Annotated in this window: 28 protein-coding genes and 1 tRNA gene; 16 read left to right on the top strand and 13 right to left on the bottom strand. The window is 51.7% G+C overall.

Features of this window, described 5'->3' with window-relative positions:
• Positions 1–225 precede the first annotated feature (225 nt).
• On the top strand, positions 226–393 hold the full coding sequence (gene rmf / locus ACUU1M_RS06940; RefSeq protein ID WP_000828648.1) for a ribosome modulation factor: 168 nt from the start codon (positions 226–228) through the stop codon (positions 391–393).
• Positions 394–462: 69 nt separating this feature from the next.
• Here rmf and fabA read toward each other — a convergent pair whose 3' ends face one another.
• Positions 463–981, bottom strand: coding sequence for a bifunctional 3-hydroxydecanoyl-ACP dehydratase/trans-2-decenoyl-ACP isomerase (gene fabA, locus ACUU1M_RS06935; protein WP_005074171.1), 519 nt, complete (start codon positions 979–981; stop codon positions 463–465).
• Positions 982–1,049: 68 nt separating this feature from the next.
• Positions 1,050–2,810: an AAA family ATPase gene (locus ACUU1M_RS06930; RefSeq protein ID WP_000156533.1), complete on the bottom strand. Its 1,761-nt coding sequence runs from the start codon at positions 2,808–2,810 to the stop codon at positions 1,050–1,052.
• A gap of 184 nt (positions 2,811–2,994) precedes the next feature.
• On the opposite strand from ACUU1M_RS06930, the gene matP reads away from it, so the two are divergent.
• The gene (matP, locus tag ACUU1M_RS06925) at positions 2,995–3,447 is read left to right on the top strand and encodes a macrodomain Ter protein MatP (RefSeq protein ID WP_000877161.1); all 453 of its coding nucleotides are present in this window, start codon (positions 2,995–2,997) and stop codon (positions 3,445–3,447) included.
• Positions 3,448–3,522: 75 nt separating this feature from the next.
• Here matP and ompA read toward each other — a convergent pair whose 3' ends face one another.
• Positions 3,523–4,569 (bottom strand): porin OmpA, encoded by a 1,047-nt coding sequence (gene ompA, locus ACUU1M_RS06920; RefSeq protein ID WP_005047463.1) that lies wholly within the window; start codon positions 4,567–4,569, stop codon positions 3,523–3,525.
• A gap of 355 nt (positions 4,570–4,924) precedes the next feature.
• Positions 4,925–5,434, bottom strand: a complete 510-nt coding sequence (gene sulA / locus ACUU1M_RS06915) for an SOS-induced cell division inhibitor SulA (protein ID WP_000288715.1) — start codon at positions 5,432–5,434, stop codon at positions 4,925–4,927.
• Between the two features lie 218 nt (positions 5,435–5,652).
• Here sulA and sxy point away from each other — a divergent pair, with 218 nt between their 5' ends.
• A complete protein-coding gene (sxy, locus tag ACUU1M_RS06910; RefSeq protein WP_000839153.1) occupies positions 5,653–6,282 on the top strand; it encodes a CRP-S regulon transcriptional coactivator Sxy in 630 nt (209 codons plus the stop codon).
• Here the strand turns inward: sxy and yccS are convergent.
• Together yccS and ACUU1M_RS06900 are read right to left on the bottom strand one after the other, a co-directional pair.
• Positions 6,245–8,407, bottom strand: coding sequence for a YccS family putative transporter (gene yccS, locus ACUU1M_RS06905; RefSeq protein ID WP_449144654.1), 2,163 nt, complete (start codon positions 8,405–8,407; stop codon positions 6,245–6,247). The genes sxy and yccS overlap by 38 nt on opposite strands.
• Positions 8,408–8,416: 9 nt before the next feature.
• A complete protein-coding gene (locus ACUU1M_RS06900; protein WP_001261235.1) occupies positions 8,417–8,863 on the bottom strand; it encodes a YccF domain-containing protein in 447 nt (148 codons plus the stop codon).
• Between the two features lie 122 nt (positions 8,864–8,985).
• On the opposite strand from ACUU1M_RS06900, the gene helD reads away from it, so the two are divergent.
• Entirely contained in the window at positions 8,986–11,046 is a 2,061-nt protein-coding gene (gene helD, locus ACUU1M_RS06895) for a DNA helicase IV (protein WP_005074173.1), read from the top strand.
• A gap of 31 nt (positions 11,047–11,077) precedes the next feature.
• On the opposite strand, the gene mgsA is transcribed toward helD, so the two are convergent.
• A complete protein-coding gene (gene mgsA, locus ACUU1M_RS06890) occupies positions 11,078–11,536 on the bottom strand; it encodes a methylglyoxal synthase (protein ID WP_000424181.1) in 459 nt (152 codons plus the stop codon).
• A 94-nt stretch (positions 11,537–11,630) separates the two neighbouring features.
• Positions 11,631–12,293 (bottom strand): DUF2057 family protein, encoded by a 663-nt coding sequence (locus ACUU1M_RS06885; RefSeq protein ID WP_000847791.1) that lies wholly within the window; start codon positions 12,291–12,293, stop codon positions 11,631–11,633.
• A 172-nt stretch (positions 12,294–12,465) separates the two neighbouring features.
• On the opposite strand from ACUU1M_RS06885, the gene ACUU1M_RS06880 reads away from it, so the two are divergent.
• Positions 12,466–12,879, top strand: a complete 414-nt coding sequence (locus ACUU1M_RS06880) for a CoA-binding protein (protein WP_000665217.1) — start codon at positions 12,466–12,468, stop codon at positions 12,877–12,879.
• 44 nt (positions 12,880–12,923) lie between these two features.
• Here ACUU1M_RS06880 and hspQ read toward each other — a convergent pair whose 3' ends face one another.
• Positions 12,924–13,241 (bottom strand): heat shock protein HspQ, encoded by a 318-nt coding sequence (gene hspQ / locus ACUU1M_RS06875; RefSeq protein WP_001295356.1) that lies wholly within the window; start codon positions 13,239–13,241, stop codon positions 12,924–12,926.
• Between the two features lie 57 nt (positions 13,242–13,298).
• The gene (gene rlmI, locus ACUU1M_RS06870) at positions 13,299–14,489 is read right to left on the bottom strand and encodes a 23S rRNA (cytosine(1962)-C(5))-methyltransferase RlmI (protein WP_000116288.1); all 1,191 of its coding nucleotides are present in this window, start codon (positions 14,487–14,489) and stop codon (positions 13,299–13,301) included.
• Positions 14,490–14,583: 94 nt separating this feature from the next.
• Between rlmI and yccX the strand changes: the two genes are divergently transcribed.
• Positions 14,584–14,862, top strand: coding sequence for an acylphosphatase (gene yccX, locus ACUU1M_RS06865; protein WP_000048219.1), 279 nt, complete (start codon positions 14,584–14,586; stop codon positions 14,860–14,862).
• On the opposite strand, the gene tusE is transcribed toward yccX, so the two are convergent.
• The 3 genes from tusE to ACUU1M_RS06850 form a co-directional block, all read right to left on the bottom strand.
• The gene (tusE, locus tag ACUU1M_RS06860; RefSeq protein WP_000904442.1) at positions 14,859–15,188 is read right to left on the bottom strand and encodes a sulfurtransferase TusE; all 330 of its coding nucleotides are present in this window, start codon (positions 15,186–15,188) and stop codon (positions 14,859–14,861) included. The two genes, yccX and tusE, sit on opposite strands and share 4 nt — an antisense overlap.
• Before the next feature lie 90 nt (positions 15,189–15,278).
• Positions 15,279–15,938 carry an FtsH protease modulator YccA gene (gene yccA / locus ACUU1M_RS06855; protein WP_000375136.1) on the bottom strand — a complete coding sequence of 220 codons (660 nt, stop codon included), beginning with the start codon at positions 15,936–15,938 and terminating at the stop codon, positions 15,279–15,281.
• A gap of 206 nt (positions 15,939–16,144) precedes the next feature.
• Positions 16,145–16,232 (bottom strand) — tRNA-Ser (locus ACUU1M_RS06850).
• Positions 16,233–16,657: 425 nt separating this feature from the next.
• On the opposite strand from ACUU1M_RS06850, the gene hyaA reads away from it, so the two are divergent.
• The 10 genes from hyaA to appA all read left to right on the top strand — a co-directional run bounded on the left by hyaA (position 16,658) and on the right by appA (position 26,433).
• Positions 16,658–17,776: a hydrogenase 1 small subunit gene (hyaA, locus tag ACUU1M_RS06845; protein WP_001058323.1), complete on the top strand. Its 1,119-nt coding sequence runs from the start codon at positions 16,658–16,660 to the stop codon at positions 17,774–17,776.
• Positions 17,773–19,566 (top strand): Ni/Fe-hydrogenase large subunit, encoded by a 1,794-nt coding sequence (gene hyaB, locus ACUU1M_RS06840; protein ID WP_000107401.1) that lies wholly within the window; start codon positions 17,773–17,775, stop codon positions 19,564–19,566. Before hyaA ends, hyaB begins: the two co-directional genes overlap by 4 nt.
• Positions 19,567–19,584: 18 nt before the next feature.
• The gene (hyaC, locus tag ACUU1M_RS06835) at positions 19,585–20,292 is read left to right on the top strand and encodes a Ni/Fe-hydrogenase b-type cytochrome subunit (protein ID WP_001186413.1); all 708 of its coding nucleotides are present in this window, start codon (positions 19,585–19,587) and stop codon (positions 20,290–20,292) included.
• Entirely contained in the window at positions 20,289–20,876 is a 588-nt protein-coding gene (gene hyaD, locus ACUU1M_RS06830; RefSeq protein WP_000003673.1) for a hydrogenase 1 maturation protease, read from the top strand. Before hyaC ends, hyaD begins: the two co-directional genes overlap by 4 nt.
• Positions 20,873–21,271, top strand: coding sequence for a hydrogenase-1 operon protein HyaE (gene hyaE, locus ACUU1M_RS06825; protein ID WP_000063973.1), 399 nt, complete (start codon positions 20,873–20,875; stop codon positions 21,269–21,271). Before hyaD ends, hyaE begins: the two co-directional genes overlap by 4 nt.
• Positions 21,268–22,125 (top strand): hydrogenase expression/formation protein, encoded by an 858-nt coding sequence (locus ACUU1M_RS06820; RefSeq protein WP_000004909.1) that lies wholly within the window; start codon positions 21,268–21,270, stop codon positions 22,123–22,125. Before hyaE ends, ACUU1M_RS06820 begins: the two co-directional genes overlap by 4 nt.
• A gap of 133 nt (positions 22,126–22,258) precedes the next feature.
• The gene (gene appC, locus ACUU1M_RS06815; protein WP_000263571.1) at positions 22,259–23,803 is read left to right on the top strand and encodes a cytochrome bd-II oxidase subunit 1; all 1,545 of its coding nucleotides are present in this window, start codon (positions 22,259–22,261) and stop codon (positions 23,801–23,803) included.
• Positions 23,804–23,814: 11 nt separating this feature from the next.
• Complete coding sequence (gene appB / locus ACUU1M_RS06810) at positions 23,815–24,951, top strand: cytochrome d ubiquinol oxidase subunit II (RefSeq protein WP_000460795.1); 1,137 nt, start codon at positions 23,815–23,817, stop codon at positions 24,949–24,951.
• Between the two features lie 11 nt (positions 24,952–24,962).
• Positions 24,963–25,055: a cytochrome bd-II oxidase subunit CbdX gene (gene cbdX, locus ACUU1M_RS06805; RefSeq protein ID WP_000270305.1), complete on the top strand. Its 93-nt coding sequence runs from the start codon at positions 24,963–24,965 to the stop codon at positions 25,053–25,055.
• A 79-nt stretch (positions 25,056–25,134) separates the two neighbouring features.
• Positions 25,135–26,433 (top strand): bifunctional acid phosphatase/4-phytase, encoded by a 1,299-nt coding sequence (gene appA, locus ACUU1M_RS06800; protein ID WP_005074194.1) that lies wholly within the window; start codon positions 25,135–25,137, stop codon positions 26,431–26,433.
• The last annotated feature ends 102 nt before the right edge of the window (positions 26,434–26,535 follow it).

The following is a 26,535-nucleotide window of genomic DNA, read 5'->3' as shown; positions in this document are numbered from 1 at the left end:
GGTATGTTGCCTGAGGCGGTTTTTTTGTTTCTAACGTGCGGAAAAATTTGTTCCTCTTCACATTTTTTGTACAACCGACATGCCCGTGTAGCTCACAAATATGACAGTGGCGTGAATTTTGCGCATTGACGGCAGTTATGATTCGCGGTATTGCTTAACTGTGATTGCACATTTAGTAATCACTGTTTTCTTTTCCACCAGAAACCAGTATGAGGGAAACGAGGCATGAAGAGACAAAAACGAGATCGCTTGGAACGGGCACATCAACGTGGTTATCAGGCCGGCATCGCCGGACGCTCAAAAGAAATGTGTCCCTATCAGACGCTGAATCAAAGGTCACAATGGCTGGGAGGCTGGCGAGAAGCCATGGCGGACAGGGTAGTAATGGCCTGATTCTGTCTCTTTAAAAAGAAACCTCCGCATTGCGGAGGTTTCGCCTTTTGATACTCTGTCTGATGATAATCAGAAGGCAGACGTATCCTGGAACAGACCGACTTTCAGGTCGCTGGCGGTATAGATCAGACGACAATCAACCAGCACTTCGCCATCTGCCAGACCCATAATCAGACGACGATTAACAATGCGTTTAAAGTGAATACGGTAGGTCACTTTTTTCGCTGTCGGCAGTACCTGACCAGTGAATTTCACTTCGCCAACGCCCAGCGCGCGGCCTTTACCTTCGCCGCCCAGCCAGCCGAGGTAGAACCCTACCAGCTGCCACATTGCGTCCAGGCCCAGGCATCCCGGCATAACCGGATCGCCAATGAAGTGGCATCCGAAGAACCACAGATCCGGATTGATATCCAGTTCTGCTTCAACATACCCTTTGTCGAAGTTACCACCCGTTTCGGTCATTTTGACCACACGGTCCATCATCAGCATGTTCGGTGCTGGCAATTGCGGGCCTTTAGCGCCAAACAGTTCACCGTGACCAGAGGCAAGAAGGTCTTCTTTTGTATAGGATTCGCGTTTATCTACCATGTTCTCTGTAAGCCTTATTTTATTGAAGCACGCAGGATAGCTAACACGTGTACGCTGAACAAGTCCGATCAGTTCGGAATAAACCAGTTCAGCCAACGTAATGGCCATGGAAAACGGTGACGTCCTTCCTGTTGCGATGCTTGCGCGATACGTTCCTGGATGGTTTGCATCAGCGTCGTTTGGCCTTCGCCATCCCACACCAGATTTAATAATAACGGCAGTGCGTCAGTCACATCGTCTACTGCCCAGATGGTGAATTTGCCTTCTTCTACCGCTTTCACCAGTTCACTGTGAAGACTTAAATGGCGAACGTTAGCAGTGGGGATAATGACACCTTGTTTCCCCGTTAACTCACGTTGCTGGCAAATAGCAAAGAAGCCTTCGATTTTCTCATTTAAACCACCGACCGGCTGGACGCGGCCGAACTGATCGACTGAACCTGTGATAGCGATACTCTGATTCACTGGCACATCAGCGAGGGCGCTTATCAGGGCGCAGAGTTCAGCCATCGAGGCACTATCGCCATCCACTTCACTGTATGACTGCTCAAATGTCAGCGATGCTGAGAAGGGGATCTGTTGCTCAAGCTGTAGTTCCGACATCAGGAACGCCTGCATGATCATCATCCCTTTCGCATGGATATTGCCGCCAAGCTCCGCTTTGCGTTCGATGTCGGTGAATTCACCATCGCCAATATGCACAACGCAGCTAATGCGAGAAGGTTCGCCAAAAGCGCGTGGATGACCCGGAAATTCAATGACCGAAAGGGCGTTAATTTGCCCGATGCGTTCGCCTTCGGTTTCAATCAGGATTTGCTCCTGAAGGATCTCATCCTGCATACGTTCAGCGAGGAAACCTTCGCGCCATTCACGCTGCTGCAGCATTAAGTTTAGCTGCTCGCCGGAGAAGGTGTCGCCATCACACAGGGAGGCGACCTCTTTACACTGGCGGAGGATCCACTGCGGGCTAAGCGGAAGTGTTTCTTGTTCACCGGTGTAGCGTGCTGCTTCGCGGATAAGTACCGGCCAAGCATCCGCTCCCGGGGCAGGTAAGTGATTATGTCTGGCGGTAAATGTCACCCAGCGACACCACTGGCTTACTGACTCCGTATCGACAATCTGCAGAGTATCTTCAAATTCGCTATAAATAGCCTGCTCTGAAAGCTCTGGCTCCATCTCCTGGAAATCAGCCAATGATTCGCGTTCGCCTACCAGAATGACTTTCAGCTTCAATGGCATCGAAGGCACAGAGACGGGGAGAGGGCGCGACTCATCAAACGCAACCCAGTCAAAACGCTCGCGGTTAACGATATTTTTCAGCCGCATCCACAGCAGAGGTTGCGCCAGCAGTGTACGCAAAGAGATGATGAGAATACCGCCATTTGCCTGATGCACCAGACCAGGCTGCAGGGTAATGTCGCCATTAAACTGGCGCAGGCAGCCAAAGAGTTGCTCCGCTTCTACCCAGTCGGCAGCGACAACTTGCGTTAAAGTCGCAAAATTATCATCTGCACTCACTGCGTGACGTAAGCGGATGGAGTGGCCGGAAACCTCATAGTGATCGCCCACCAGTTGGCCTGCATCGCTTTGTAGCGTACGCGCGGCATCGGTAATAAGATTCAGATACTCAGACTCTTCCGGGGCCTTAGCCAGCATAAAAGAGGAGGATGCTCGCGTATGCAGCAACTGCTCCAGCGCAAATTGCAGTCGCGGTTGAGTATCACTGAATAAAGGATCGTTTTCGTCAATCAAATGTGGCTGAGCAAATATTTCCTGATAGCTATCGGTATCAGGAACCAGGTCACGCCATGCAAGTTTCGTAATGGTCAAAGTTGATGTTTTTTAGTCTGTTGTCAAAGCCGCGATTATACCGTAACCGGCACTACAGCACACGTAGAAAGCACCGACAATACTCCTGGCTGGGCGTTAAAGCTCACAGGATGGAGATTCTTTTCTTCACTGGCCTAAAAAGCTGATATTCTGTAAAGAGTTACACGGTAACATTGAGATCGCTATGAAATATCAACAACTTGAAAATCTTGAAAGCGGTTGGAAATGGAAGTATCTGGTGAAGAAGCATCGCGAAGGGGAGTTAATTACCCGTTACATAGAAGCCAGTGCCGCCCAGGAAGCCGTCGATGTGTTGCTCTCGCTCGAAAATGAACCCGTGCTGGTAAATGGCTGGATTGACAAGCATATGAATCCGGAACTGGTCAATCGCATGAAGCAGACCATTCGGGCCAGACGGAAGCGCCATTTTAATGCGGAACACCAGCATACGCGCAAAAAATCGATCGATCTGGAATTTATTGTCTGGCAACGTCTGGCTGGTCTTGCACAGCGTCGCGGTAAAACGCTTTCTGAAACGATTGTTCAGCTGATTGAAGATGCGGAAAACAAAGAGAAATACGCGAATAAAATGTCTTCTCTGAAGCAGGATCTGCAGGCATTGCTGGGTAAGGAATAACTGACGAAAGTCAGTTCAATTTACTAAAGGCAAAAAAAACCCCGCAGCAGCGGGGTTTTTCTACCAGACGATAACTTAAGCCTGCGGCTGAGTTACAACGTCTTTGATACCTTTAACTTCGATCTCTACGCGACGATCCGGAGCCAGGCAGTCGATCAGTGCAGCACGCTGTTTCACGTTGTCACAGGTGTTGCCAGTAACCGGGTTGGATTCGCCCATACCACGTGCGGAGATCTTGTCTGCCGGGATACCTTTGGAGATCAGGTAATCAACAACAGACTGAGCACGGCGCTCGGACAGACCCTGGTTGTAAGCGTCAGAACCGATGCGGTCAGTGTAACCCAGAACAACTACGGAACCGTCTTTCGGATCCAGGTTGCTCAGCTGGCTGTACAGCTGATCCAGAGCAGCCTGACCTTCCGGTTTCAGGGTTGCTTTGTTGAAGTTGAACAGAACGTCAGACTTCAGAGTGAAGTGCTTGGTCTGTACTTCCGGTGCCGGAGCTGGAGCAACTACCGGAGCTGCTTCGCCCTGACCGAAACGGTAGGAAACACCCAAGCTCAGCAGACCGTTGTCCGGACGAGTACCGATGGTGTTTGCGTCACCGATGTTGTTGGTCCACTGGTATTCCAGACGGGTAGCGATTTCAGGAGTGATCGCGTACTCAACACCACCTGCGAAAACCGGAGAAACGCCAGTGTCGTGGTCTTTAAAGGATGCGCCACCAGGTACGTTAGCCTTGGTGTCTGCACGCCATACCATACCACCCAGACGAGTGTAGATGTCCAGATCGTCAGTGATTGGGTAACCCAGTTTAGCGGTCAGCTGAACGCCCTGAGCTTTGTATGCGCCGTTGATGTTGTCGCCTTTGTACGGCATACGACCTAACCAGTCGTAACCCATTTCAAAACCAACATACGGGTTAACCTGGTAACCACCAAAAGCACCTGCACCCAGTTGGTTTTCGTGGGTCGGACCATTGTTAGGAATAAAACCAGTGTCATGGTACTGGGACCAGCCCAGTTTAGCACCAGTGTACCAGGTGTTATCTTTCGGAGCGGCCTGCGCTACGGTAGCGAAACCAGCCAGTGCCACTGCAATCGCGATAGCTGTCTTTTTCATTTTTTGCGCCTCGTTATCATCCAAAATACGCCATGAATATCTCCAACGAGATAACACGGTTAAATCCTTCACCGGGGGATCTGCTCAATATTAACTCTACCGATATCTTCGGCTTATGCCGAGCACCCCTAGCGATGTAAAGTCTACAACGTAGTTGAAAACTTACAAGTGTGAACTCCGTCAGGCATATGAAAAAAAAGTCTTGTATAAGGTATGTTTAATCTTTTTGTCAGCGACAATTTACAGAAAAAAAACGCGGAAACCGCTTCAGACAAGCCTTCGCAAGGAAAATTAGTCACGACTGAAAGCATTGGCTGGGCGACAAAAAAAGTTCCAGGATTAATCCTAAATTTACTTAATGATACAAATTAGAGTGAATTTTTAGCCCGGAAAGTTGTCTCGTTGTGTGAGAGGATGCGCTTACCGGACGCATAATAAACCCCATAGCGTTACCTTCATTTGCCGCATCAACAAGTTCAGCATGCTCTTCTTCAGTCAAATCATCTGTCAACCAACCGATCACCACACTGTAATTGCCCGTGCGTAAAGCGCGAACCATTGACTCCACTGTGTGGCAAGGGGAGAGCTGGCTAATCTGCATTACTTTCGTTAAGGGTAGCCCAGATGCCTGAACCCATTCCCGACTCAGTTTTTGTTGCGGTGTTAACCAGAGTTGCCAGCGCGATTGCTGACCGAGTTGCTGTAACAATGGCAACAGTAGAAGTTGCGTCATCATGGGCTGATCTTCGCGATAGACAACTTCACTGATAAGCCCGGCTGTAGTGTTTTCCGTAGAGACACGCGCAATTTTACTTGCTGCGGATGAGAACGACGAAGAACGATGTGCATAGCCTGAAGTGTACATAATCAATCCAGCCCCTGTGAGTTACTGTATGGATGTGCAGTACATCCAGTGACAACAAAGATCAACCCTATTTTCGGAAAGAGCCTCGCAAATTTTGTCGTTGGTGACGGGAAAACATAAATTAATCTTGCCCCTTAAGAATAAGTTGCCTATTTTCGTAGTTAACGGATCCGTTAATGTGAATCATTCTTTTATGTTATGATTTTAAAAGGAATTTTATGAAAAGCCTCTCCTATAAGCGGATCTATAAATCACAAGAATACCTGGCAACGTTGGGCACAATTGAATACCGATCATTGTTTGGCAGTTACAGCCTGACCGTTGACGACACGGTGTTTGCGATGGTTTCTGATGGTGAGTTGTATCTTCGGGCTTGTGAGCAAAGTGCACAGTACTGTGTAAAACATCCGCCTGTCTGGCTGACATATAAAAAGTGTGGCCGATCCGTTACCCTCAATTACTATCGGGTTGATGAAAGTCTATGGCGAAATCAACTGAAGCTGGTGCGTCTGTCGAAATATTCTCTCGATGCAGCGCTGAAAGAGAAAAGCACGCGCAATACCCGGGAAAGACTGAAAGATTTGCCCAATATGTCTTTTCATCTGGAAGCGATTCTCGGGGAGGTGGGGATTAAGGATGTACGGGCGTTACGTATACTTGGGGCAAAAATGTGTTGGTTGCGACTGCGGCAGCAAAACAGTCTGGTGACAGAAAAGATTCTGTTTATGCTTGAAGGTGCCATTATCGGCATTCATGAAGCTGCGCTCCCGGTGGCACGCCGCCAGGAGCTTGCAGAATGGGCTGACTCTCTTACGCCGAAACAGGAGTTTCCTGCGGAGCTTGAGTAATCTGGCGTTGCAGACGACCAATCTCTGGCAGTAATGCAATCAATAACCCAACTTGTTGTACGACCAGAGGTTCTTTGCTATCTGCCCGTGGTTCAAGTTGCTGCATCCGCTGTTTCAGGCCAGCTAATGCCTGATTGACGCGTTCTTCATCAGCAGGTTGATGATGTAACGCGTCATCAACATAGCAAACTGCGTCATCAAGAAACGCCAGAATTTCAGGATTAGTTAACTGCTCCCGGTGAGCACCGAGGGCTGAGATATAGCTGGTAAACGTATGGTTAAGGCACAGCAAGCGAAACGCGGCTTCGCGAATTTGCGGGGTAACGTTCGGTTCGCTGGACATATTTGATACCACCGACGCCAGTTCAGCATCACGGTTGTGTGCATCGCGGCGGGCAATACGATACGCCAGACGGTTATCACGCCCCTGATGGTATTGCTCCAGTATGGCATCGAGATAGCGACAGTTGGCCTCTGTGGCGCGTTCGAGCATTCGCGGCAGATTGCGAAACTTCCAGTCAGGCCAGATGTAGCTCACTGCCGCCCACGCAATGGCACAACCAATCAGCGTATCGATTACGCGAGGTAACGCTACTTCAAAACCTTCACCCAGTAAGTTAAAACACAGTAGCGCCAAAAGTGTGATGAACATCGTTGCATGAGCGTATTGCACGTTACGGAAGGCAAAAAAGAGCACGCCGGTAATAACCAGCAGCACCAGCTGCCCTTCCAGTGATGGCACAAACCACAGCACAGGAATGCCAATCGCGATACCTACCAGCGTACCAATAATCCTTAACTTCAGGCGGTGGCGCGTGGCGTTATAGTTTGGCTGGCAGACAAACAAACTTGTCAGCAAGATCCAATACCCGTGATGCATTCCGGTTATTTGAATGATGGCGTAGCCGAAGCACAACACCAGCGACATTCTTACCGCATGACGGAAGAGGGCGGATTCCGGCGTGAAGTGACGGCTAAGACGCAGCCAGATATCACTCAATCCGTGCGGGCTGTCATCAGCGAGCTCATTTTCGTCATTATTACGGGGTAGTGCCTGGGTCTGTTCTGATTCAATTGTTGCCAGTTGGGCATCAATGGCGCGTAAATTGTTCAGCAAAAATCCCAGTGTTTTGAGTAAATCGGCGGGTGCGCCGTTATCGCGTATCCGCTCCAGCGCAGCATCAATATGCGTAAAAGCGCGCTCAAAATGCGGATCATGTTGATAAGACTGACGCAACAAAATACAGCGTGACAGTTGCTGGCACGCCTGGCCCTGCATCGACATCAGCCGCTGAAAACGGAACAGCACGTCGCTGTGGCGAAAATGTTCACGCAATGTTTGATACTGAATATGAGAAGAGCTGGCACGCTCGTGAATATCCTGTGCGACAAAGTAATAATGCAGCGTGCGACGCGTTCCCCGTTGACCACGATCGCCACGTAAGCGGGTCAGCAGCGAGAGTTTCGTCTGATTCAATGTCGCCATCAGCTGACCGTTGGCGAGAGCCAAATCGTACAGCGGTGCCTGGCTTTCATCTTCAATATCAGGATCAAACATGCGCGACTTGAGCTCAAGATAACGCGCCAGTTGTTCATAGCAACGCGCCAGGTTGTCCTGCAGCGGGCGGACCGGGAACAGCAGATGACCAATAAGTGTCAGGACGTTGTACCAGACGGCACCGGCCAGCAGATACATCGGCTGCTGATACCAGTGCTCATACAGTGATGTTCCCAACATAGTGTAAATGGCGATCAGCAATGCACCGAAGGCAATTGTTGCATAGCGTTGACCCAGACCGCCGAGCAAAATGAAGCCGCTGGTAGAGAGCGTTAAGCCAATCGCAAATAGCCAGGGCCAGGGAAACAGCAATTCTACTGAGGCCGAGGCGATAAAAAAGCAGAACAGCGTAATGATGAGGTTACGCAAACGTCCCGCCAGTCGGTCATCGAGATCGGTCAGCGCCGCTGCCACCATCCCCAGCGTTAGCGGAATCGTCAGTTTTACATCACCCAGCCACCACGGAAACGCTGTGGTTCCACAAAGCGCAATAAAAATACGCGCGTAATACAGCCAGGCGCTGTTCCAGGTATAGCGTTTGAGCAAAGGACTTAGCATAAAGGCCATATTAGTGGATTATTCAAAACGACGACGTGCATTGGCTTCACGCGCAGCTTGCGCTGTTTCTACCGATACCACGCGACGACCAACCGGCCATAGTGCAATAGCGGCAATTTTAAAGTTCGCAATGCCGACAGGAATGCCAATGATTGAAATACATTGTGCGATGCCCGTTGCAATGTGCATCAGGCATAACCACCAGCCAAAGAAAATCAGCCAGAAAATATTCAATACCGTACCGCCAGTATTCAGCAACACATTTTTGCCAGCCGGGTTCAGTTCATCGACATGAATAGCTTCATTGCCATAAGGCACCAGAGACAGTTTAGTGATCTCCCAGCAGGATCGTGTCAGCGGTAAGGTAAAAATCAGCACAATACTGACCAGAGTCGCCAACAGCCAGCCCAGAGTGGTGGCAAATCCGCCAAGCACAAAGTTCAGAATGTTCAAAACGGTACGCATAAAACCTCGCTTTACTGTGGTTTTCAGTAATGGGCGGCAATTGTAACGTTTTTTTGGGCTGGAGCACGTTTTCTCTGACGGTTACACTGATAAGAAATAATTTCGTGTGGATCTACAGAGTCATGGAACTGAAAGCGACAACGCTTGGAAAACGTCTGGCACAGCACCCTTACGATCGGGCGGTGATCCTCAATGCCGGGATTAAAGTCTCCGGCGATCGCCACGAATACCTTATTCCTTTCAATCAATTACTGGCGATTCACTGTAAGCGCGGTCTGGTATGGGGCGAGCTGGAATTTGTACTGCCGGACGAAAAAGTGGTGCGTCTGCACGGCACAGAATGGGGCGAGACGCAGCGTTTTTACCATCATCTTGATGCTCACTGGCGGCGGTGGAGTGGCGAGATGAGCGAAATTGCGTCTGGTGTTTTACGCCAGCAACTGGATTTGATTGCCACGCGCACTGGAGAAAATAAATGGCTGACGCGTGAGCAAACCTCTGGCGTTCAGCAACAAATCCGCCAGGCTTTGTCGGCGTTGCCGTTGCCGTTGCCGGTTAACCGACTGGAAGAATTCGATAACTGCCGTGAGGCGTGGCGTAAATGTCAGGCTTGGTTGAAAGATATTGAAAGCGCTCGGTTGCAGCATAACCAGGCGTATACCGAAGCCATGCTTACCGAGTATGCGGATTTTTTCCGCCAGGTCGAGTCTTCACCGCTGAATCCGGCGCAGGCCCGGGCAGTCGTTAATGGCGAGCATTCTCTGTTAGTGCTGGCCGGTGCAGGAAGCGGAAAAACGTCGGTGCTGGTGGCCCGTGCAGGCTGGTTGCTGGCGCGTGGTGAAGCGTCCCCTGAGCAAATTTTATTGCTGGCGTTTGGTCGCAAAGCCGCTGAAGAGATGGACGAGCGGATTCGCGAACGGCTACATACCGAAGACATTACCGCACGCACGTTTCATGCGCTGGCGCTGCATATTATTCAGCAGGGCAGCAAAAAAGTTCCGATAGTCAGCAAACTGGAAAATGATACCGCTGCCCGTCATGAACTCTTTATTGCTGAGTGGCGCAAGCAATGCAGCGAAAAGAAAGCGCAGGCGAAGGGCTGGCGGCAATGGCTGACGGAAGAAATGCAGTGGTCAGTGCCAGAAGGTAACTTCTGGGATGATGAAAAATTACAGCGTCGCCTTGCCTCTCGCCTCGATCGCTGGGTAAGTCTGATGCGGATGCACGGTGGTGCACAGGCAGAAATGATTGCCAGTGCACCCGAAGAGATTCGCGATCTGTTCAGTAAACGTATCAAGTTGATGGCCCCGTTATTAAAAGCCTGGAAAGGTGCGCTGAAGGCAGAAAACGCTGTCGATTTTTCGGGCCTTATTTATCAGGCGATTGTGATTCTGGAGAAAGGCCGCTTTATCAGCCCGTGGAAGCATATTCTGGTTGATGAATTTCAGGATATCTCGCCGCAGCGCGCAGCGTTGTTAGCGGCATTACGCAAGCAAAACAGTCAGACGACGTTGTTCGCCGTTGGTGATGACTGGCAGGCGATTTACCGATTCAGCGGTGCGCAAATGTCGCTCACCACCGCTTTCCATGAAAACTTTGGTGAAGGCGATCGCTGTGATTTAGACACGACTTACCGTTTTAACAGTCGTATCGGTGAGGTGGCAAACCGGTTTATTCAGCAGAACCCAGGCCAGCTGAAAAAGCCGCTAAACAGCTTAACCAATGGAGACAAAAAAGCCGTCACGTTATTGGATGAGAGTCAACTTGACGCTTTGCTGGATAAGCTCTCTGGTTATGCCAAACCGGAAGAGCGCATTCTGATCCTGGCGCGTTACCATCACATGAGGCCTGCCAGCCTGGAAAAAGCGGCAACACGCTGGCCGAAGTTGCAAATCGACTTTATGACCATTCATGCCAGCAAAGGGCAACAGGCGGATTACGTCATCATCGTTGGCTTGCAGGAGGGGAGTGATGGTTTTCCGGCTGCGGCGCGGGAGTCGATTATGGAAGAGGCGCTACTGCCACCGGTTGAGGATTTCCCGGACGCTGAAGAACGGCGTTTAATGTACGTGGCGCTGACCCGGGCACGCCATCGGGTATGGGCACTGTTTAACAAAGAGAATCCCTCTCCCTTTGTGGAAATACTGAAAAATCTGGATGTGCCGGTGGCGAGAAAACCGTAAGAAACAGGTGGCGTTTGCCACCTGTGCAATATTACTTCAGACGGTCAGCGAGATAACGCTGATAATCGGGGATAAGAATATCGACCGCGTCGTTGAAATGCGGCGACTGGATAATGAAGTCTGCCGTTGCCACGTTGGTGGCGACCGGAATGTTCCATACCGTCGCCAGACGCAGCAAGGCTTTCACGTCAGGATCGTGCGGCACGGCATTTAGTGGATCCCAGAAGAAAATCAATACATCAATTTTCCCTTCTGAGATCAATGCGCCAACCTGCTGGTCACCCCCCATTGGGCCACTCAACATCGCGTTGACGTTCATGCCGGTCGCGCGGGAAATCAAGTTACCGGTAGTGCCTGTTGCATACAGTACGTGTTGTTCCAGTAACGGTTGATGCCGTTCCACCCAGCTCATCAGCATTTGTTTGCAGTGATCGTGTGCCACCAGCGCAATATGTTTCCGCGCAGGTAAAGTGCGAGTCGTCAGTTCCATAATGTACATCCGTAGTTAACTTCCTACAGATTACTGTAAGCACTTATCGCTGCAAGATAAAGACCGAAAAAGCCTGCGCACAGGCACAAAAATCTCAGGAAGATGGTTGTTTTTCCGCCCATTGCAGGAAAGTATTTCGCGTTTGTGGGTCAGCCAGTTTAAACCAATACTTCAGCCGTTGTTCTGTGAGCACCTGAGACTGCGGTGGAATAGCATCCAGCTCGGAAACACCCGAAAGCAGCGTACTGTCATCTGCCATCATCGTGGCAAATTGCGGTAGTGAAGCGCGTTTCGCGGATTTGTTATAGCGTTCAACCTCGACCTCATAATCAATCGTTTTTGCCGTTGAGGTAATGGCGAGAATATCCAGCTTTACCGGAATCGGCGTCGCATCGCCATCCAACAATTCAAGGCGCGGCGCGGCATCAAAATGGTTAGCTTCCCGCTCATTCTCCAGGCGAGGCAGGCGAAAATTGACCTGGTTGATGAGCTGGGTATTAAAACTGACCACCAGCGGTGGGGAGATATACAGCCGTTCTTCACTATTGGAAAGATGAATCGTCTTCTCAACGCGAAACACTAACTGATGCGGTCCATTGTCCAGTTCAATGCTGTCCGCACCGCGCAGCAGAGAGCTGGAAACCTTCTTGCCGTCGAGTACCAGAAGATCGACATCGGTTGAAAGCCGCAGCGTGGTGGCAAAAACGGATACCGGCAAACATAATGCAATCAAGGTGGTCACGATGCCGGTTTTCATAGGTAGCTCCTGTCAAAAGACCGCCCGAATAATAATGTGTCAAAATTTTTCTTTAATCATACTTACTAACATATAGACATATTTCCCGCTTTTGCTCTCATTCATTCGTATTAGCTGCATGGTTGGCATGTCGGCTTTGTCGTACACTTTGTTAAACAGTCTGGAGGAAATAATGAAAGAAACCGATATTGCAGGCATTTTAACGTCCACTCACACCATTGCGCTGGTGGGGGCAAGCGACAAACCCGATCGCCCCAGCTATCGCGTGATGAAATATCTACTCGACCAGGGGTATCACGTCATTCCGGTTTCGCCAAAAGTTGCCGGCAAAACGCTGCTGGGCCAGCAGGGGTATGGCACGCTGGCAGACGTTCCGGAAAAGGTCGATATGGTCGATGTTTTCCGTAATTCAGAAGCGGCGTGGGGCGTGGCACAGGAAGCTATTGCCATTGGCGCGAAAACCCTCTGGATGCAACTGGGGGTGATTAATGAGCAAGCGGCAGTACTGGCACGGGATGCCGGGTTAAATGTGGTGATGGATCGCTGCCCGGCTATTGAGATCCCTCGCCTGGGTCTGGCCAAATAAAAAATCCCCGGAAGGCAAAAACCTTCCGGGGATTTGTTCAGGGATTAGTTACGCAGACGCGGGGCCTGGAGTTGTTTGCGGATGGTCTGCGCCAGCTCATCCATGGATGGCTGTTCAGGATGTTCATCCTGCAATTCGCTACTTAGCTGGGCTTCAGCCAGGTAGGTATGAACCGGTAGGCCGTTATCGTCCTCCATCACCACGTGATACCACGGAGCGGCGCGAAGCTCGTCATTCACCGCCAGCTCATCAGGCGACGGTTCAGAGAGCGAATAAACCGGGTCGATATCCACGACCACTCCGAGATAACCTAACAGGGAATGGCGGACCTGCTGGCCGATACCGAATTTGCTGGCAATCATAGTCACCTCCCGGAAAATCTTTACCTTTGATATAAGGGTAAAATTCCACATTTCAAGTTACATGACGCGACAGGCAAACCCTTTCAGATATAGCCCTTCCGGGTAGGTAGCGATCACCGGATGATCGGCTGCCTGACGGAACTGCTCTATAAATTGTACATCACGACCGGCATCAATTGCGGCATCCGCGATGATTTTCTGAAATAAATCGCTGGTCATCAGACCGGAACAGGAGAAAGTCAGGAGAATACCGCCTTCATTCAGCAACTGAATCGCCAGCATGTTGATGTCTTTATAACCACGACACGCGCCCATCAACTGGCTTTTATTCTCAACAAACTTCGGCGGGTCCATCACGATAACGTCAAATTTTTCACCGCGATCGCGATAAGTACGCAGCAATTTAAAGACATCATCACGGACAAACTCAGCCTTGCTCAGATCCAGTTTGTTCAGCTCAACGTTCTGCCGTGCAATATCCAGCGCTTCCTGGGAGGTATCAACGCTGACAACCTGGCTGCAACCGCCCATCAGTGCCGATACGGCGAAACCACCGGTATAGGAGAAACAGTTCAGCACACGTTTATTTTCAACGTAGCGGCGGGTAGCCAGGCGGCTGTCTCGCTGGTCCAGATAGTAGCCCGTTTTGTGTCCGTGCTGAATATCCACCAGCAGCTTCATGCCGTGTTCTTCAATCGGCAGCAGGGCAGGCGGCAACTCGCCGGTGACGAGGCCCTGGGTCAGCTCCATCCCTTCTTTTTTACGTACCGCAACATCGCTGCGATCGTAAATCGCACATTCCGGGTACAGCGTTTGCAGGGCACTAATTAATGCCGCGCGCTGATATTCTGCGCCAGCACTCAGCAGTTGCAGCACCAGAAAATTACCGAAACGATCGATAGTAATACCCGGCAGGCCATCAGATTCTCCGGCGATTAAACGATAGCTGTCGAGGCCATCTTTTTGCGCCAGCCAGTCACGCCATTTTTGTGCTTGTTGCAAACGGCGGGAAAAAAAAGCAATGTCGATAGACTCAGACGGGTCAAACGTCCAGACGCGCGCCCGGATTTGCGAAGCTGGCGAATAAGCGCCGCGTGCTAACCATTTTCCCTGATGATCAACAATATCGATGGTTTCACCGAGGCTGGCTTTACCTTCCATGCGGGCAACGGCCCCGGAAAAGACCCACGGATGGCGACGAAGTAATGATTTTTCGCGCCCTTTGGCTAACACTAAACGTACACTCATAATTTACTTTTCTGTCGATGCAAAGAAATGGGCGTCATTGTCCGGAGTTTTCCATGGATTTGCAACGCGTCCATTAAGGATAAGGAGAGCAGCAATGTCGAAAGTCTGCATAATTGCCTGGATTTACGGGCGAGTTCAGGGCGTAGGATTTCGCTACACCACACAGTACGAAGCGAAAAGACTGGGCTTAACCGGGTACGCCAAAAATCTTGACGATGGCAGCGTGGAAGTGGTTGCCTGCGGTGAAGAAGGGCAGGTAGAAAAATTAATGCAGTGGTTAAAGAGTGGCGGCCCGCGTTCTGCGCGTGTAGAACGGGTGCTCAGCGAGCCGCATCATCCCTCGGGGGAATTAACCGATTTTCGTATCCGTTAAATACATTTTACCGGTTTTGGCAGGCCAGCAATTTTGGTGGCTTGCTTAGCCGGGCCTTTCGGGAACAGTCGGTATAAATAGCGGCTGTTACCTTTTTCTTCACCAAATTTATTCGCCATCGCTTTTACCAGCATACGAATCGCCGGAGACGTATTAAATTCCAGGTAGAAGTCACGTACAAAACGCACCACTTCCCAGTGTTCTGGCGACAGCGAAATCCCTTCGTTCTCTGCAATCACCACTGCCAGCGGTTCACTCCACTGGCTGCTTTCTTTGAGATAGCCTTCGGTATCCGTTTCTATCTCTTTACCTTCGAAGATCAGCATAATTATTACTACCTTAATCAGACTGGCGGCAGTGTAACAAAAAACAAAGCCCCGCATAAAGCGAGGCTATGAAAGTGTTAGCGGGTGAGATTAATCGCGGCTGGCGAAGCCCAGAATGCTCAGCAGGCTGACGAAGATGTTGTACAGCGAAACATACAGGCTAACCGTGGCACGAATATAGTTCGTTTCACCGCCATGAATGATGTTGCTGGTTTCAAACAAGATAGCGCCAGAGGAGATCAGAATGAAGACCGCGCTGATCGCCAGATGCAGAGCAGGCAGTTGCAGGAAGATATTAGCAACCATACCAATCAGTACCACCACAATACCCGCCATCAGCATACCGCCGAGGAACGACATATCTTTGCGGGTGGTCAGCACATATGCAGAGCAGCAGAAGAACACTAACGCCGTTCCGCCCAGTGCCATAGCGATTACGTCACCCATTCCGGCAGACAGATAGGTGTTCAGAATTGGTCCGAGGATATAACCCAGAAAACCGGTAAAGGCGAATGCGGAGATAATCCCGGTCGGCTTATTCGCCGTTTTATAGGTCAGGAACATCAAACCATACATACCCACCAGCGTCAGAATCAGACCCGGAGATGGCAGCATCAGCACCGTACTGGCAGTTGCGGTAATCGCCGAAAAGGCCAGCGTCAGGCTCAGCAGAAAATAGGTATTACGCAGCACCTTATGGGTGCTAAGCAGTGATGTACGGTCATGTGAAGAACTAACAATACGATCCATTGAGTCACTCTCTATGACAGATGTAATTAATTAAGCAGCATAATGATAATGCGTAAGGGCACCCAGAAGTTTTACCCATCTTTACGCATTTGATCTGGAACAGGTTTAACAGCGGATTATCAGGTCATTAAGCAAATATAACGCCCTGAGAATTCCGACAGGCAAAAAAAAAAGGGGTTAGCATTTAGCTAACCCCTTATCTTATTTGGCGGAAGCGCAGAGATTCGAACTCTGGAACCCTTTCGGGTCGCCGGTTTTCAAGACCGGTGCCTTCAACCGCTCGGCCACACTTCCGGAATGACGCGCACTATAAACATCCCGATGCGGCGTGTAAACCCCTAATTTGTTTGTTTGCCTGAAAAACAGCCAAAAGTGCATTGATAGCGTGAAATAACAGCAGATTGATCATTTCATCACCATGAATTCCTTCTCTTTTACTCGTTTAGCAACCGGCTAAACATCCCCATCGCCCGGCTAAAGAAAAATAGGTCCATTTTTATCGCTAAAAGATAAATCCACACAGTTTGTATTGTTTTGTGCAAAAGTTTCACTACGCTTTATTAACAATACTTTCTGGCGACGTGTGCCAGTGCAGAAGGATGAGCTTTCGTTTTCAGCATCTCACGTGAAGCGATGGTTTGCCTTGCTACAGGGACGTCGCTTGCCGACCATAAGCGCCCGGTGTCCTGCCGGTGTTGCTAGGAGAAGAGACGTGCGATATGAATAACGAGGAAACATTTTACCAAGCCATGCGGCGTCAGGGCGTTACCCGGCGCAGCTTTCTCAAATATTGTAGTCTGGCTGCCACGTCGCTGGGATTAGGCGCGGGAATGGCACCAAAGATTGCCTGGGCGCTGGAGAACAAACCGCGCATTCCGGTGGTATGGATCCACGGTCTGGAATGTACCTGCTGTACCGAATCTTTTATCCGCTCCGCTCACCCACTGGCGAAGGACGTCATCCTTTCCCTGATTTCCCTCGATTACGACGATACCCTGATGGCTGCCGCCGGAACCCAGGCGGAAGAAGTCTTTGAAGACATCATCACGCAATATAATGGCAAATATATCCTCGCAGTAGAAGGTAATCCGCCGCTGGGCGAGCAGGGGATGTTCTGTATCAGCAGCGGTCGACCGTTTATTGAGAAACTCAAACGTGCCGCTGCCGGAGCCAGCGCGATTATCGCCTGGGGAACCTGCGCGTCCTGGGGCTGCGTGCAGGCCGCGCGACCTAATCCGACACAGGCAACGCCTATCGACAAAGTCATCACCGACAAACCCATTATCAAAGTACCTGGCTGCCCGCCGATCCCGGATGTGATGAGCGCCATCATTACTTACATGGTGACCTTTGATCGCTTGCCAGATGTCGACAGAATGGGTCGTCCACTGATGTTTTATGGTCAGCGTATCCACGATAAATGCTATCGCCGCGCTCACTTCGACGCCGGAGAGTTCGTCCAGAGTTGGGATGATGACGCTGCCCGCAAAGGTTATTGCCTGTACAAAATGGGCTGCAAAGGGCCTACCACCTATAACGCCTGTTCCTCCACACGCTGGAATGATGGCGTTTCTTTCCCAATCCAGTCTGGTCACGGCTGCCTGGGCTGTGCGGAAAATGGTTTCTGGGATCGCGGTTCGTTCTACAGCCGCGTGGTCGATATTCCGCAAATGGGTACTCATTCCACCGCCGATACCGTCGGTTTAACCGCGCTTGGCGTGGTGGCAGCAGCTGTTGGTGTGCACGCAGTTGCCAGCGCCGTTGACCAACGCAGACGTCATAACCAGCAACCTACAGAAACCGAACATCAGCCAGGCAATGAGGATAAACAGGCATGAGCACTCAGTACGAAACTCAGGGATACACCATCAATAATGCCGGACGCCGCCTGGTGGTCGACCCGATTACGCGCATCGAAGGCCACATGCGCTGCGAAGTGAATATTAACGATCAGAATGTGATCACCAATGCCGTCTCCTGCGGCACCATGTTTCGCGGGCTGGAGATCATCCTGCAAGGGCGCGACCCGCGCGATGCGTGGGCGTTCGTTGAACGTATCTGCGGCGTCTGTACTGGCGTACACGCCCTGGCTTCGGTTTACGCCATCGAAGATGCCATCGGTATTAAAGTGCCGGACAACGCCAATATCATCCGCAACATTATGCTGGCAACGCTCTGGTGCCACGATCATCTGGTGCACTTCTATCAGCTTGCCGGGATGGACTGGATCGACGTGTTAGATGCGCTGAAAGCCGACCCGCGAAAAACCTCTGAACTGGCGCAAAGTCTCTCCTCTTGGCCGAAATCATCCCCTGGCTATTTCTTCGACGTACAAAATCGCCTGAAGAAATTCGTTGAAGGCGGGCAGTTGGGGATCTTCCGCAATGGCTACTGGGGGCACCCGCAGTACAAACTGCCGCCAGAAGCCAACCTGATGGGCTTTGCCCACTATCTCGAAGCTCTCGATTTTCAACGTGAAATTGTCAAAATTCACGCGGTCTTTGGCGGTAAAAACCCGCATCCAAACTGGATTGTCGGCGGGATGCCTTGCGCCATTAACATTGACGAAAGCGGCGCGGTCGGGGCGGTCAATATGGAACGCCTGAACCTGGTGCAGTCGATTATCACCCGCACGGCAGACTTCATTAACAACGTGATGCTCCCCGACGCCTTAGCCATCGGTCAGTTCAACAAACCGTGGAGCGAAATCGGCACGGGTCTTTCTGATAAATGTGTCCTCAGCTACGGCGCATTCCCGGATATTGCCAACGACTTTGGTGAGAAAAGTCTGCTGATGCCTGGCGGCGCGGTGATTAACGGCGACTTCAACAATGTGCTGCCAGTGGATTTGGTTGATCCGCAGCAGGTGCAGGAGTTTGTCGATCACGCCTGGTATCGTTATCCCAACGATCAGGTCGGGCGTCATCCATTCGATGGCATTACCGACCCGTGGTACAACCCCGGCGATGTCAAAGGCAGCGATACCAACATTCAGCAGCTGAATGAACAGGAACGCTACTCGTGGATCAAAGCGCCACGCTGGCGCGGTAACGCGATGGAAGTGGGGCCGCTGGCACGCACGTTAATCGCTTATCACAAAGGCGATGCTGCGACCGTTGAGTCGGTCGATCGCATGATGTCGGCGTTGAACCTGCCGCTTTCCGGTATCCAGTCAACGTTGGGCCGCATTTTGTGCCGCGCGCACGAAGCGCAGTGGGCCGCAGGTAAGTTGCAGTATTTCTTCGACAAGCTGATGACCAACCTGAAAAACGGCAATCTCGCCACTGCTTCCACTGAAAAATGGGAACCTGCAACCTGGCCGACAGAGTGCCGTGGCGTCGGCTTTACCGAAGCGCCGCGCGGAGCGTTAGGCCACTGGGCCGCCATTCGCGATGGCAAGATTGATCTCTACCAGTGCGTGGTGCCGACCACCTGGAACGCCAGCCCGCGCGATCCCAAAGGGCAGATTGGCGCTTATGAAGCGGCGCTGATGAACACCAAAATGGCGATCCCCGAGCAACCTCTGGAGATCCTGCGTACTCTGCACAGCTTTGATCCGTGCCTCGCCTGTTCAACTCATGTGCTGGGCGACGACGGTAGCGAGCTGATCTCCGTGCAGGTGCGTTAACAGCGAAGGAGAATCATCATGCAACAGAAAAGCGACAACGTTGTCAGCCACTATGTCTTTGAAGCACCAGTTCGTATCTGGCACTGGCTGACGGTGTTATGCATGGCGGTGTTGATGGTCACCGGTTACTTTATCGGCAAGCCGCTACCTTCCGTCAGTGGCGAGGCGACGTATCTGTTCTATATGGGTTACATCAGGTTAATTCACTTCAGCGCCGGGATGATTTTTACCGTGGTCTTGCTGATGCGGATCTACTGGGCTTTTGTTGGCAATCGTTACTCCCGCGAGCTGTTTATCGTGCCGGTATGGCGTAAAAGCTGGTGGCAGGGCGTGTGGTATGAAATCCGCTGGTATCTGTTTCTGGCAAAACGTCCGAGTGCCGATATAGGCCATAACCCCATCGCCCAGGCGGCGATGTTCGGCTATTTCCTGATGTCGGTCTTTATGATCATCACCGGTTTTGCGCTGTACAGCGAACACAGCCAGTACGCTATTTTTGCGCCGTTCCGTTATGTGGTGGAATTTTTCTACTGGACGGGTGGCAACTCAATGGACATTCACAGCTGGCATCGGCTGGGGATGTGGCTGATTGGGGCGTTTGTGATCGGTCATGTCTACATGGCGCTGCGTGAAGACATCATGTCCGACGACACGGTGATCTCCACCATGGTCAACGGCTACCGTAGCCACAAATTTGGCAAAATAAGTAACAAGGAGCGTTCATGAGCGAGCAACGCGTGGTGGTCATGGGGCTGGGCAACCTGCTGTGGGCCGATGAAGGCTTCGGCGTGCGGGTGGCTGAACGGCTGTATGCCCATTACCACTGGCCCGAGTATGTGGAGATTGTCGATGGCGGTACTCAGGGACTGAACTTGCTGGGGTATGTCGAAAGCGCCAGCCATCTGTTGATTCTCGATGCCATTGACTACGGGCTGGAACCTGGAACGCTGCGAACCTATGCCGGAGAACGCATTCCGGCCTATCTCAGCGCGAAGAAAATGAGCCTGCATCAGAACAGTTTCTCCGAAGTGCTGGCGCTGGCAGATATCCGCGGACATCTGCCAGCACATATTGCCCTCGTCGGGCTGCAACCCGCGATGCTCGACGACTACGGCGGCAGCCTGAGCGAACTGGCACGGGAGCAACTGCCCGCTGCGGAACAATCGGCGCTGGCGCAGTTGGCTGCGTGGGGAAGTGTGCCGCAACCGGCTAATGAATCGCGTTGTCTCAATTATGACTGTCTGTCGATGGAAAATTACGAAGGCGTTCGCTTGCGCCAGTACCGGATGACACAGGAGGAGCAGGGATGAGCAACGACACGCCATTTGATGCGTTGTGGCAACGAATGCTGGCGCGCGGCTGGACGCCGGTCAGTGAATCCCGTCTTGACGACTGGCTTACGCAAGCGCCAGACGGCGTGGTGTTATTAAGCAGTGACCCGAAACGCACGCCAGAGGTCAGCGATAATCCGGTAATGATTGGCGAATTACTGCACGAGTTTCCCGACTATACATGGCAGGTGGCGATTGCTGACCTTGAGCAGAGCGAAGCCATCGGCGATCGCTTTGGCGCCTTTCGCTTTCCTGCCACTTTAGTGTTTACCGGCGGAAACTATCGCGGCGTGCTGAATGGTATTCACCCGTGGGCGGAACTGATAAACCTGATGCGCGGGCTTGTCGAACCGCAGCAGGAGCGTGCCTCATGAGCGAAACTTTTTTCCATCTGCTGGGGCCAGGAACGCAACCGAACGATGACAGTTTCAGCATGAATCCACTGCCGATCACCTGTCAGGTGAATGATGAACCGAGTATGGCGGCCTTGGAGCAATGTGCTCACAGCCCGCAGGTGATTGCGCTGTTAAACGAGTTACAACATCAACTAAGCGAACGCCAGCCGCCGTTGGGCGAGGTGCTGGCAGTCGATCTGTTAAATCTCAACGCCGACGATCGTCACTTTATCAATACGCTTCTCGGGGAAGGGGAAGTGTCAGTGCGCATTCAGCAGGCTGACGACAGTAAAAGTGAAATACAGGAGGCGATCTTCTGCGGATTATGGCGGGTGCGCAGACGTCGCGGCGAAAAGTTGCTGGAGGACAAACTGGAGGCTGGCTGCGCGCCGCTGGCGTTGTGGCAGGCGGCAACGCAAAATCTCTTGCCGACAGATTCGCTGTTACCGCCGCCCATTGATGGCCTGATGAATGGCCTACCGTTGGCGCATGAGTTACTGGCACATGTACGTAACCCCGACGCGCAGCCGCACAGCATTAATCTGACGCAATTACCCATCAGCGAGGCTGATCGGCTTTTTCTCTCACGTCTCTGTGGGCCGGGAAATATTCAGATTCGTACCATTGGCTATGGCGAGAGCTATATCAACGCCACGGGGTTACGCCATGTCTGGCATTTACGCTGTACGGACACCTTAAAAGGCCCGTTACTGGAAAGTTATGAAATCTGCCCAATACCGGAAGTGGTGCTGGCAGCGCCAGAAGATTTGGTCGACTCTGCGCAGCGGCTTAGCGAGGTATGTCAGTGGCTGGCGGAAGCTGCACCGACGTAAAAAGACGGTAAGTATCGCTTTCAGTCTTATGAATATCGCAATCGGCGAATACCTCTGGTCGTAGAGTTTCAGGATAAAGAGGGAGATCTAACATTATCGGGTTATTTTTCTCTCTTCGCCTACAGGAGTGCGCATGTGGGATGTCATTGATTTATCGCGCTGGCAGTTTGCTCTGACCGCGCTGTATCACTTTTTATTTGTACCCCTTACCCTGGGGCTGATTTTTTTGCTGGCTATCATGGAAACCATTTACGTGGTCACCGGCAAAACAATCTACCGCGATATGACGCGCTTCTGGGGTAAGCTCTTCGGTATCAATTTTGCTCTTGGCGTGGCTACCGGCCTGACCATGGAGTTTCAGTTTGGTACTAACTGGTCATTCTATTCCAACTATGTGGGCGATATTTTTGGCGCACCACTGGCGATGGAAGCATTAATGGCCTTCTTCCTCGAATCCACCTTTGTCGGGCTATTCTTCTTCGGCTGGCAACGGCTGAATAAATACCAGCACCTGCTGGTGACGTGGCTGGTGGCGTTCGGTTCAAATCTCTCTGCATTGTGGATATTGAATGCCAACGGTTGGATGCAATACCCGACCGGTGCGCATTTTGATATCGACACCCTGCGTATGGAGATGACCAGCTTCAGCGAGCTGGTCTTTAACCCGGTCAGCCAGGTGAAATTTGTGCACACCGTCATGGCGGGCTACGTGACCGGGGCCATGTTTATTATGGCGATCAGCGCCTGGTATTTACTGCGCGGACGGGAGCGCGATGTCGCATTACGCTCGTTTGCCATCGGTTCCGTCTTCGGTACTCTGGCGATTATCGGTACCCTGCAACTCGGAGACAGTTCTGCGTATGAAGTCGCGCAAGTACAACCGGTAAAACTGGCGGCGATGGAAGGGGAGTGGCAAACGGAACCTGCTCCTGCACCGTTCCATGTGGTTGCCTGGCCGGAACAGGATCAAGAGCGTAACGCCTTTGCCATCAAAATTCCCGCGCTGCTAGGGATCCTCGCCACTCACTCATTAGATAACCCCGTGCCGGGTCTGAAGAATTTGATGGCTGAAACCTACCCACGCTTGCAACGCGGACGTATGGCCTGGCTGTTAATGCAGGAAATATCTCAAGGCAATCGTGAGCCGCATGTGTTGCAGGCATTCCGGGAGCTGGAAGGCGACCTTGGTTACGGCATGTTGCTCTCCCGCTATGCGCCGGATATGAATCATGTCACAGCCGCACAGTACCAGGCGGCGATGCGTGGCGCGATACCTCAGGTTGCGCCGGTATTCTGGAGTTTCCGCATCATGGTGGGCTGTGGTTCCCTGCTGCTACTGGTGATGCTGATTGCGCTTGTCCAGACGCTGCGTGGCAAAATCGACCAGCATCGCTGGGTGCTGAAAATGGCGCTCTGGAGTTTGCCGTTGCCGTGGATTGCGATTGAAGCCGGGTGGTTTATGACCGAGTTTGGTCGTCAGCCGTGGGCGATACAGGACATCTTACCGACATACTCCGCGCACTCCGCTTTAACCACAGGACAACTGGCTTTCTCACTGATCATGATCGTAGGGCTTTACACCCTGTTCTTAATCGCCGAAGTCTACCTGATGCAGAAATATGCCCGTCTGGGGCCGAGCGCGATGCAGAGTGAACAACCGACGCAGCAACAGGGGTAAAGGAGAAAATCATGTTTGATTATGAAACATTGCGCTTCATCTGGTGGCTGCTGATTGGCGTGATCCTGGTGGTCTTTATGATCTCCGACGGATTTGACATGGGGATCGGCTGTTTGCTGCCGCTGGTGGCGCGTAATGATGATGAACGCCGGATAGTGATTAATAGCGTTGGTGCGCACTGGGAAGGCAATCAGGTCTGGTTGATCCTTGCAGGTGGGGCATTATTTGCCGCCTGGCCCAGAGTGTATGCAGCGGCGTTTTCCGGCTTTTATGTGGCGATGATCCTGGTGCTGTGCTCGCTGTTCTTCCGTCCGCTGGCCTTTGATTATCGCGGAAAAATTGCCGATGCACGCTGGCGTAAAATGTGGGATGCCGGTCTGGTCATCGGCAGTCTGGTGCCGCCGGTAGTCTTCGGTATCGCCTTCGGCAACTTGTTGCTCGGCGTGCCGTTTGCCTTCACACCGCAATTACGCGTGGAGTATCTCGGCAGCTTCTGGCAACTGCTGACGCCATTCCCTTTATTGTGTGGTTTGCTCAGCCTTGGGATGGTGATTTTGCAAGGTGGCGTCTGGTTACAACTGAAAACTGTTGGTGTGATTCATCTGCGTTCACAGCTGGCGACTAAACGCGCTGCACTGTTGGTGATGCTGTGCTTTTTGCTGGCAGGTTACTGGCTGTGGGTCGGTATTGATGGCTTTGTACTGCTCGCCCAGGATGCTAACGGTCCTTCCAATCCGTTAATGAAACTGGTGGCAGTGCTACCTGGTGCCGGGATGAATAATTTCGTCGAATCGCCCGTTTTGTGGATCTTCCCGCTGCTGGGGTTCTTCTGCCCATTGCTGACGGTGATGGCGATTTATCGTGGTCGCCCGGGTTGGGGATTTTTGATGGCATCATTGATGCAATTTGGCGTGATTTTCACGGCAGGCATCACGCTGTTCCCCTTTGTCATGCCGTCAAGTGTGAGTCCAATCTCCAGCCTGACGTTGTGGGACAGCACTTCCAGTCAGCTGACGCTGAGCATTATGTTGGTAATCGTGCTGATATTTTTGCCCATTGTGTTGCTCTACACTCTCTGGAGCTACTACAAAATGTGGGGACGCATGACAACAGAAACTCTCCGCCGTAACGAAAACGAGTTGTACTAAGGAGCAGGAACATGTGGTATTTACTTTGGTTCGTCGGCATTTTGTTGATGTGTTCGCTCTCCACCCTTGTGTTGGTATGGCTGGACCCGCGTCTGAAAAGTTAACGAACGTAGGCCTGATGCGGCGCATTAGCATCGCATCAGGCAATCAATAATGTTAGATATGAAAAGCGGAAACATATCGATGAAAGCGATCTTAATCCCATTTTTATCTCTTCTGATTCCGTTAACCCCGCAATCTGCATTCGCTCAGAGTGAGCCGGAGCTGAAGCTGGAAAGTATGGTGATTGTCAGTCGTCATGGTGTGCGTGCTCCAACCAAGGCCACGCAACTGATGCAGGATGTCACCCCAGACGCATGGCCAACCTGGCCGGTAAAACTGGGTTGGCTGACACCGCGCGGTGGTGAGCTAATCGCCTATCTCGGACATTACCAACGCCAGCGTCTGGTAGCCGACGGATTGCTGGCGAAAAAGGGCTGCCCGCAGTCTGCTCAGGTCGCGATTATTGCTGATGTCGACGAGCGTACCCGTAAAACAGGCGAAGCCTTCGCCGCCGGGCTGGCACCTGACTGTGCAATAACCGTACATACCCAGGCAGATACGTCCAGTCCCGATCCGTTATTTAATCCTCTAAAAACTGGCGTTTGCCAACTGGATAACGCGAACGTGACTGACGCGATCCTCTGCAGGGCAGGAGGGGCAATTTCTGACTTTACCGGGCATCGGCAAACGGCGTTTCGCGAACTGGAACGGGTGCTTAATTTCCCGCAATCAAACTTGTGCCTTAACCGTGAGAAACAGGACGAAAGCTGTTCATTAACGCAGGCATTACCATCGGAACTCAAGGTGAGCGCCGACAATGTCTCATTAACCGGTGCGGTAAGCCTCGCATCAATGCTGACGGAGATATTTCTCCTGCAACAGGCACAAGGAATGCCGGAACCGGGGTGGGGAAGGATCACCGATTCACACCAGTGGAACACCTTGCTAAGTTTGCATAACGCGCAATTTTATTTACTACAACGCACGCCGGAGGTTGCCCGCAGTCGCGCCACCCCGTTATTGGATTTGATCATGGCAGCGTTGACGCCCCATCCACCGCAAAAACAGGCGTATGGTGTGACATTACCCACTTCAGTGCTGTTTATTGCCGGACACGATACTAATCTGGCAAATCTCGGCGGCGCACTGGAGCTCAACTGGACGCTTCCTGGTCAGCCGGATAACACGCCGCCAGGTGGTGAACTGGTGTTTGAACGCTGGCGTCGGCTAAGCGATAACAGCCAGTGGATTCAGGTTTCGCTGGTCTTCCAGACTTTACAGCAGATGCGTGATAAAACGCTGCTGTCATTAAATACGCCGCCCGGAGAGGTGAAACTGCCCCTGGCAGGATGTGAAGAGCGAAATGCGCAGGGCATGTGTTCGTTGGCAGGTTTTACGCAAATCGTGAATGAAGCACGCATACCGGCGTGCAGTTTGTAATGCATAAAAAAGAGCATTCAGTTACCTGATGGATTTGCCCCTATATTTCCAGACATCTGTTATCACTTAACCCATTACAAGCCCGCTGCCGCAGATATTCCT

Source organism: Shigella sp. SIG6, assembly GCF_053555815.1.
The sequence above is the reverse complement of the archived record's forward strand: the minus strand, read 5'-3'. Positions and strand labels throughout refer to the sequence as shown.

Coding starts and splice junctions, on each gene's coding strand:
- appB (WP_000460795.1), top strand. CDS start 23,815: ATGTTTGATTATGAAACATTGCGCTTCATCTGGTGGCTGCTGATTGGC.
- sulA (WP_000288715.1), bottom strand. CDS start 5,434: ATGTACACTTCAGGCTATGCACATCGTTCTTCGTCGTTCTCATCCGCA.
- ACUU1M_RS06900 (WP_001261235.1), bottom strand. CDS start 8,863: ATGCGTACCGTTTTGAACATTCTGAACTTTGTGCTTGGCGGATTTGCC.
- yccA (WP_000375136.1), bottom strand. CDS start 15,938: ATGGATCGTATTGTTAGTTCTTCACATGACCGTACATCACTGCTTAGC.
- appC (WP_000263571.1), top strand. CDS start 22,259: ATGTGGGATGTCATTGATTTATCGCGCTGGCAGTTTGCTCTGACCGCG.
- yccX (WP_000048219.1), top strand. CDS start 14,584: ATGTCGAAAGTCTGCATAATTGCCTGGATTTACGGGCGAGTTCAGGGC.
- hyaC (WP_001186413.1), top strand. CDS start 19,585: ATGCAACAGAAAAGCGACAACGTTGTCAGCCACTATGTCTTTGAAGCA.
- rlmI (WP_000116288.1), bottom strand. CDS start 14,489: ATGAGTGTACGTTTAGTGTTAGCCAAAGGGCGCGAAAAATCATTACTT.
- ACUU1M_RS06820 (WP_000004909.1), top strand. CDS start 21,268: ATGAGCGAAACTTTTTTCCATCTGCTGGGGCCAGGAACGCAACCGAAC.
- hyaB (WP_000107401.1), top strand. CDS start 17,773: ATGAGCACTCAGTACGAAACTCAGGGATACACCATCAATAATGCCGGA.
- rmf (WP_000828648.1), top strand. CDS start 226: ATGAAGAGACAAAAACGAGATCGCTTGGAACGGGCACATCAACGTGGT.
- ACUU1M_RS06880 (WP_000665217.1), top strand. CDS start 12,466: ATGAAAGAAACCGATATTGCAGGCATTTTAACGTCCACTCACACCATT.
- tusE (WP_000904442.1), bottom strand. CDS start 15,188: ATGCTGATCTTCGAAGGTAAAGAGATAGAAACGGATACCGAAGGCTAT.
- hyaD (WP_000003673.1), top strand. CDS start 20,289: ATGAGCGAGCAACGCGTGGTGGTCATGGGGCTGGGCAACCTGCTGTGG.
- cbdX (WP_000270305.1), top strand. CDS start 24,963: ATGTGGTATTTACTTTGGTTCGTCGGCATTTTGTTGATGTGTTCGCTC.
- helD (WP_005074173.1), top strand. CDS start 8,986: ATGGAACTGAAAGCGACAACGCTTGGAAAACGTCTGGCACAGCACCCT.
- mgsA (WP_000424181.1), bottom strand. CDS start 11,536: ATGGAACTGACGACTCGCACTTTACCTGCGCGGAAACATATTGCGCTG.
- ompA (WP_005047463.1), bottom strand. CDS start 4,569: ATGAAAAAGACAGCTATCGCGATTGCAGTGGCACTGGCTGGTTTCGCT.
- yccS (WP_449144654.1), bottom strand. CDS start 8,407: ATGGCCTTTATGCTAAGTCCTTTGCTCAAACGCTATACCTGGAACAGC.
- ACUU1M_RS06885 (WP_000847791.1), bottom strand. CDS start 12,293: ATGAAAACCGGCATCGTGACCACCTTGATTGCATTATGTTTGCCGGTA.
- hyaA (WP_001058323.1), top strand. CDS start 16,658: ATGAATAACGAGGAAACATTTTACCAAGCCATGCGGCGTCAGGGCGTT.
- hyaE (WP_000063973.1), top strand. CDS start 20,873: ATGAGCAACGACACGCCATTTGATGCGTTGTGGCAACGAATGCTGGCG.
- hspQ (WP_001295356.1), bottom strand. CDS start 13,241: ATGATTGCCAGCAAATTCGGTATCGGCCAGCAGGTCCGCCATTCCCTG.
- matP (WP_000877161.1), top strand. CDS start 2,995: ATGAAATATCAACAACTTGAAAATCTTGAAAGCGGTTGGAAATGGAAG.
- fabA (WP_005074171.1), bottom strand. CDS start 981: ATGGTAGATAAACGCGAATCCTATACAAAAGAAGACCTTCTTGCCTCT.
- sxy (WP_000839153.1), top strand. CDS start 5,653: ATGAAAAGCCTCTCCTATAAGCGGATCTATAAATCACAAGAATACCTG.
- appA (WP_005074194.1), top strand. CDS start 25,135: ATGAAAGCGATCTTAATCCCATTTTTATCTCTTCTGATTCCGTTAACC.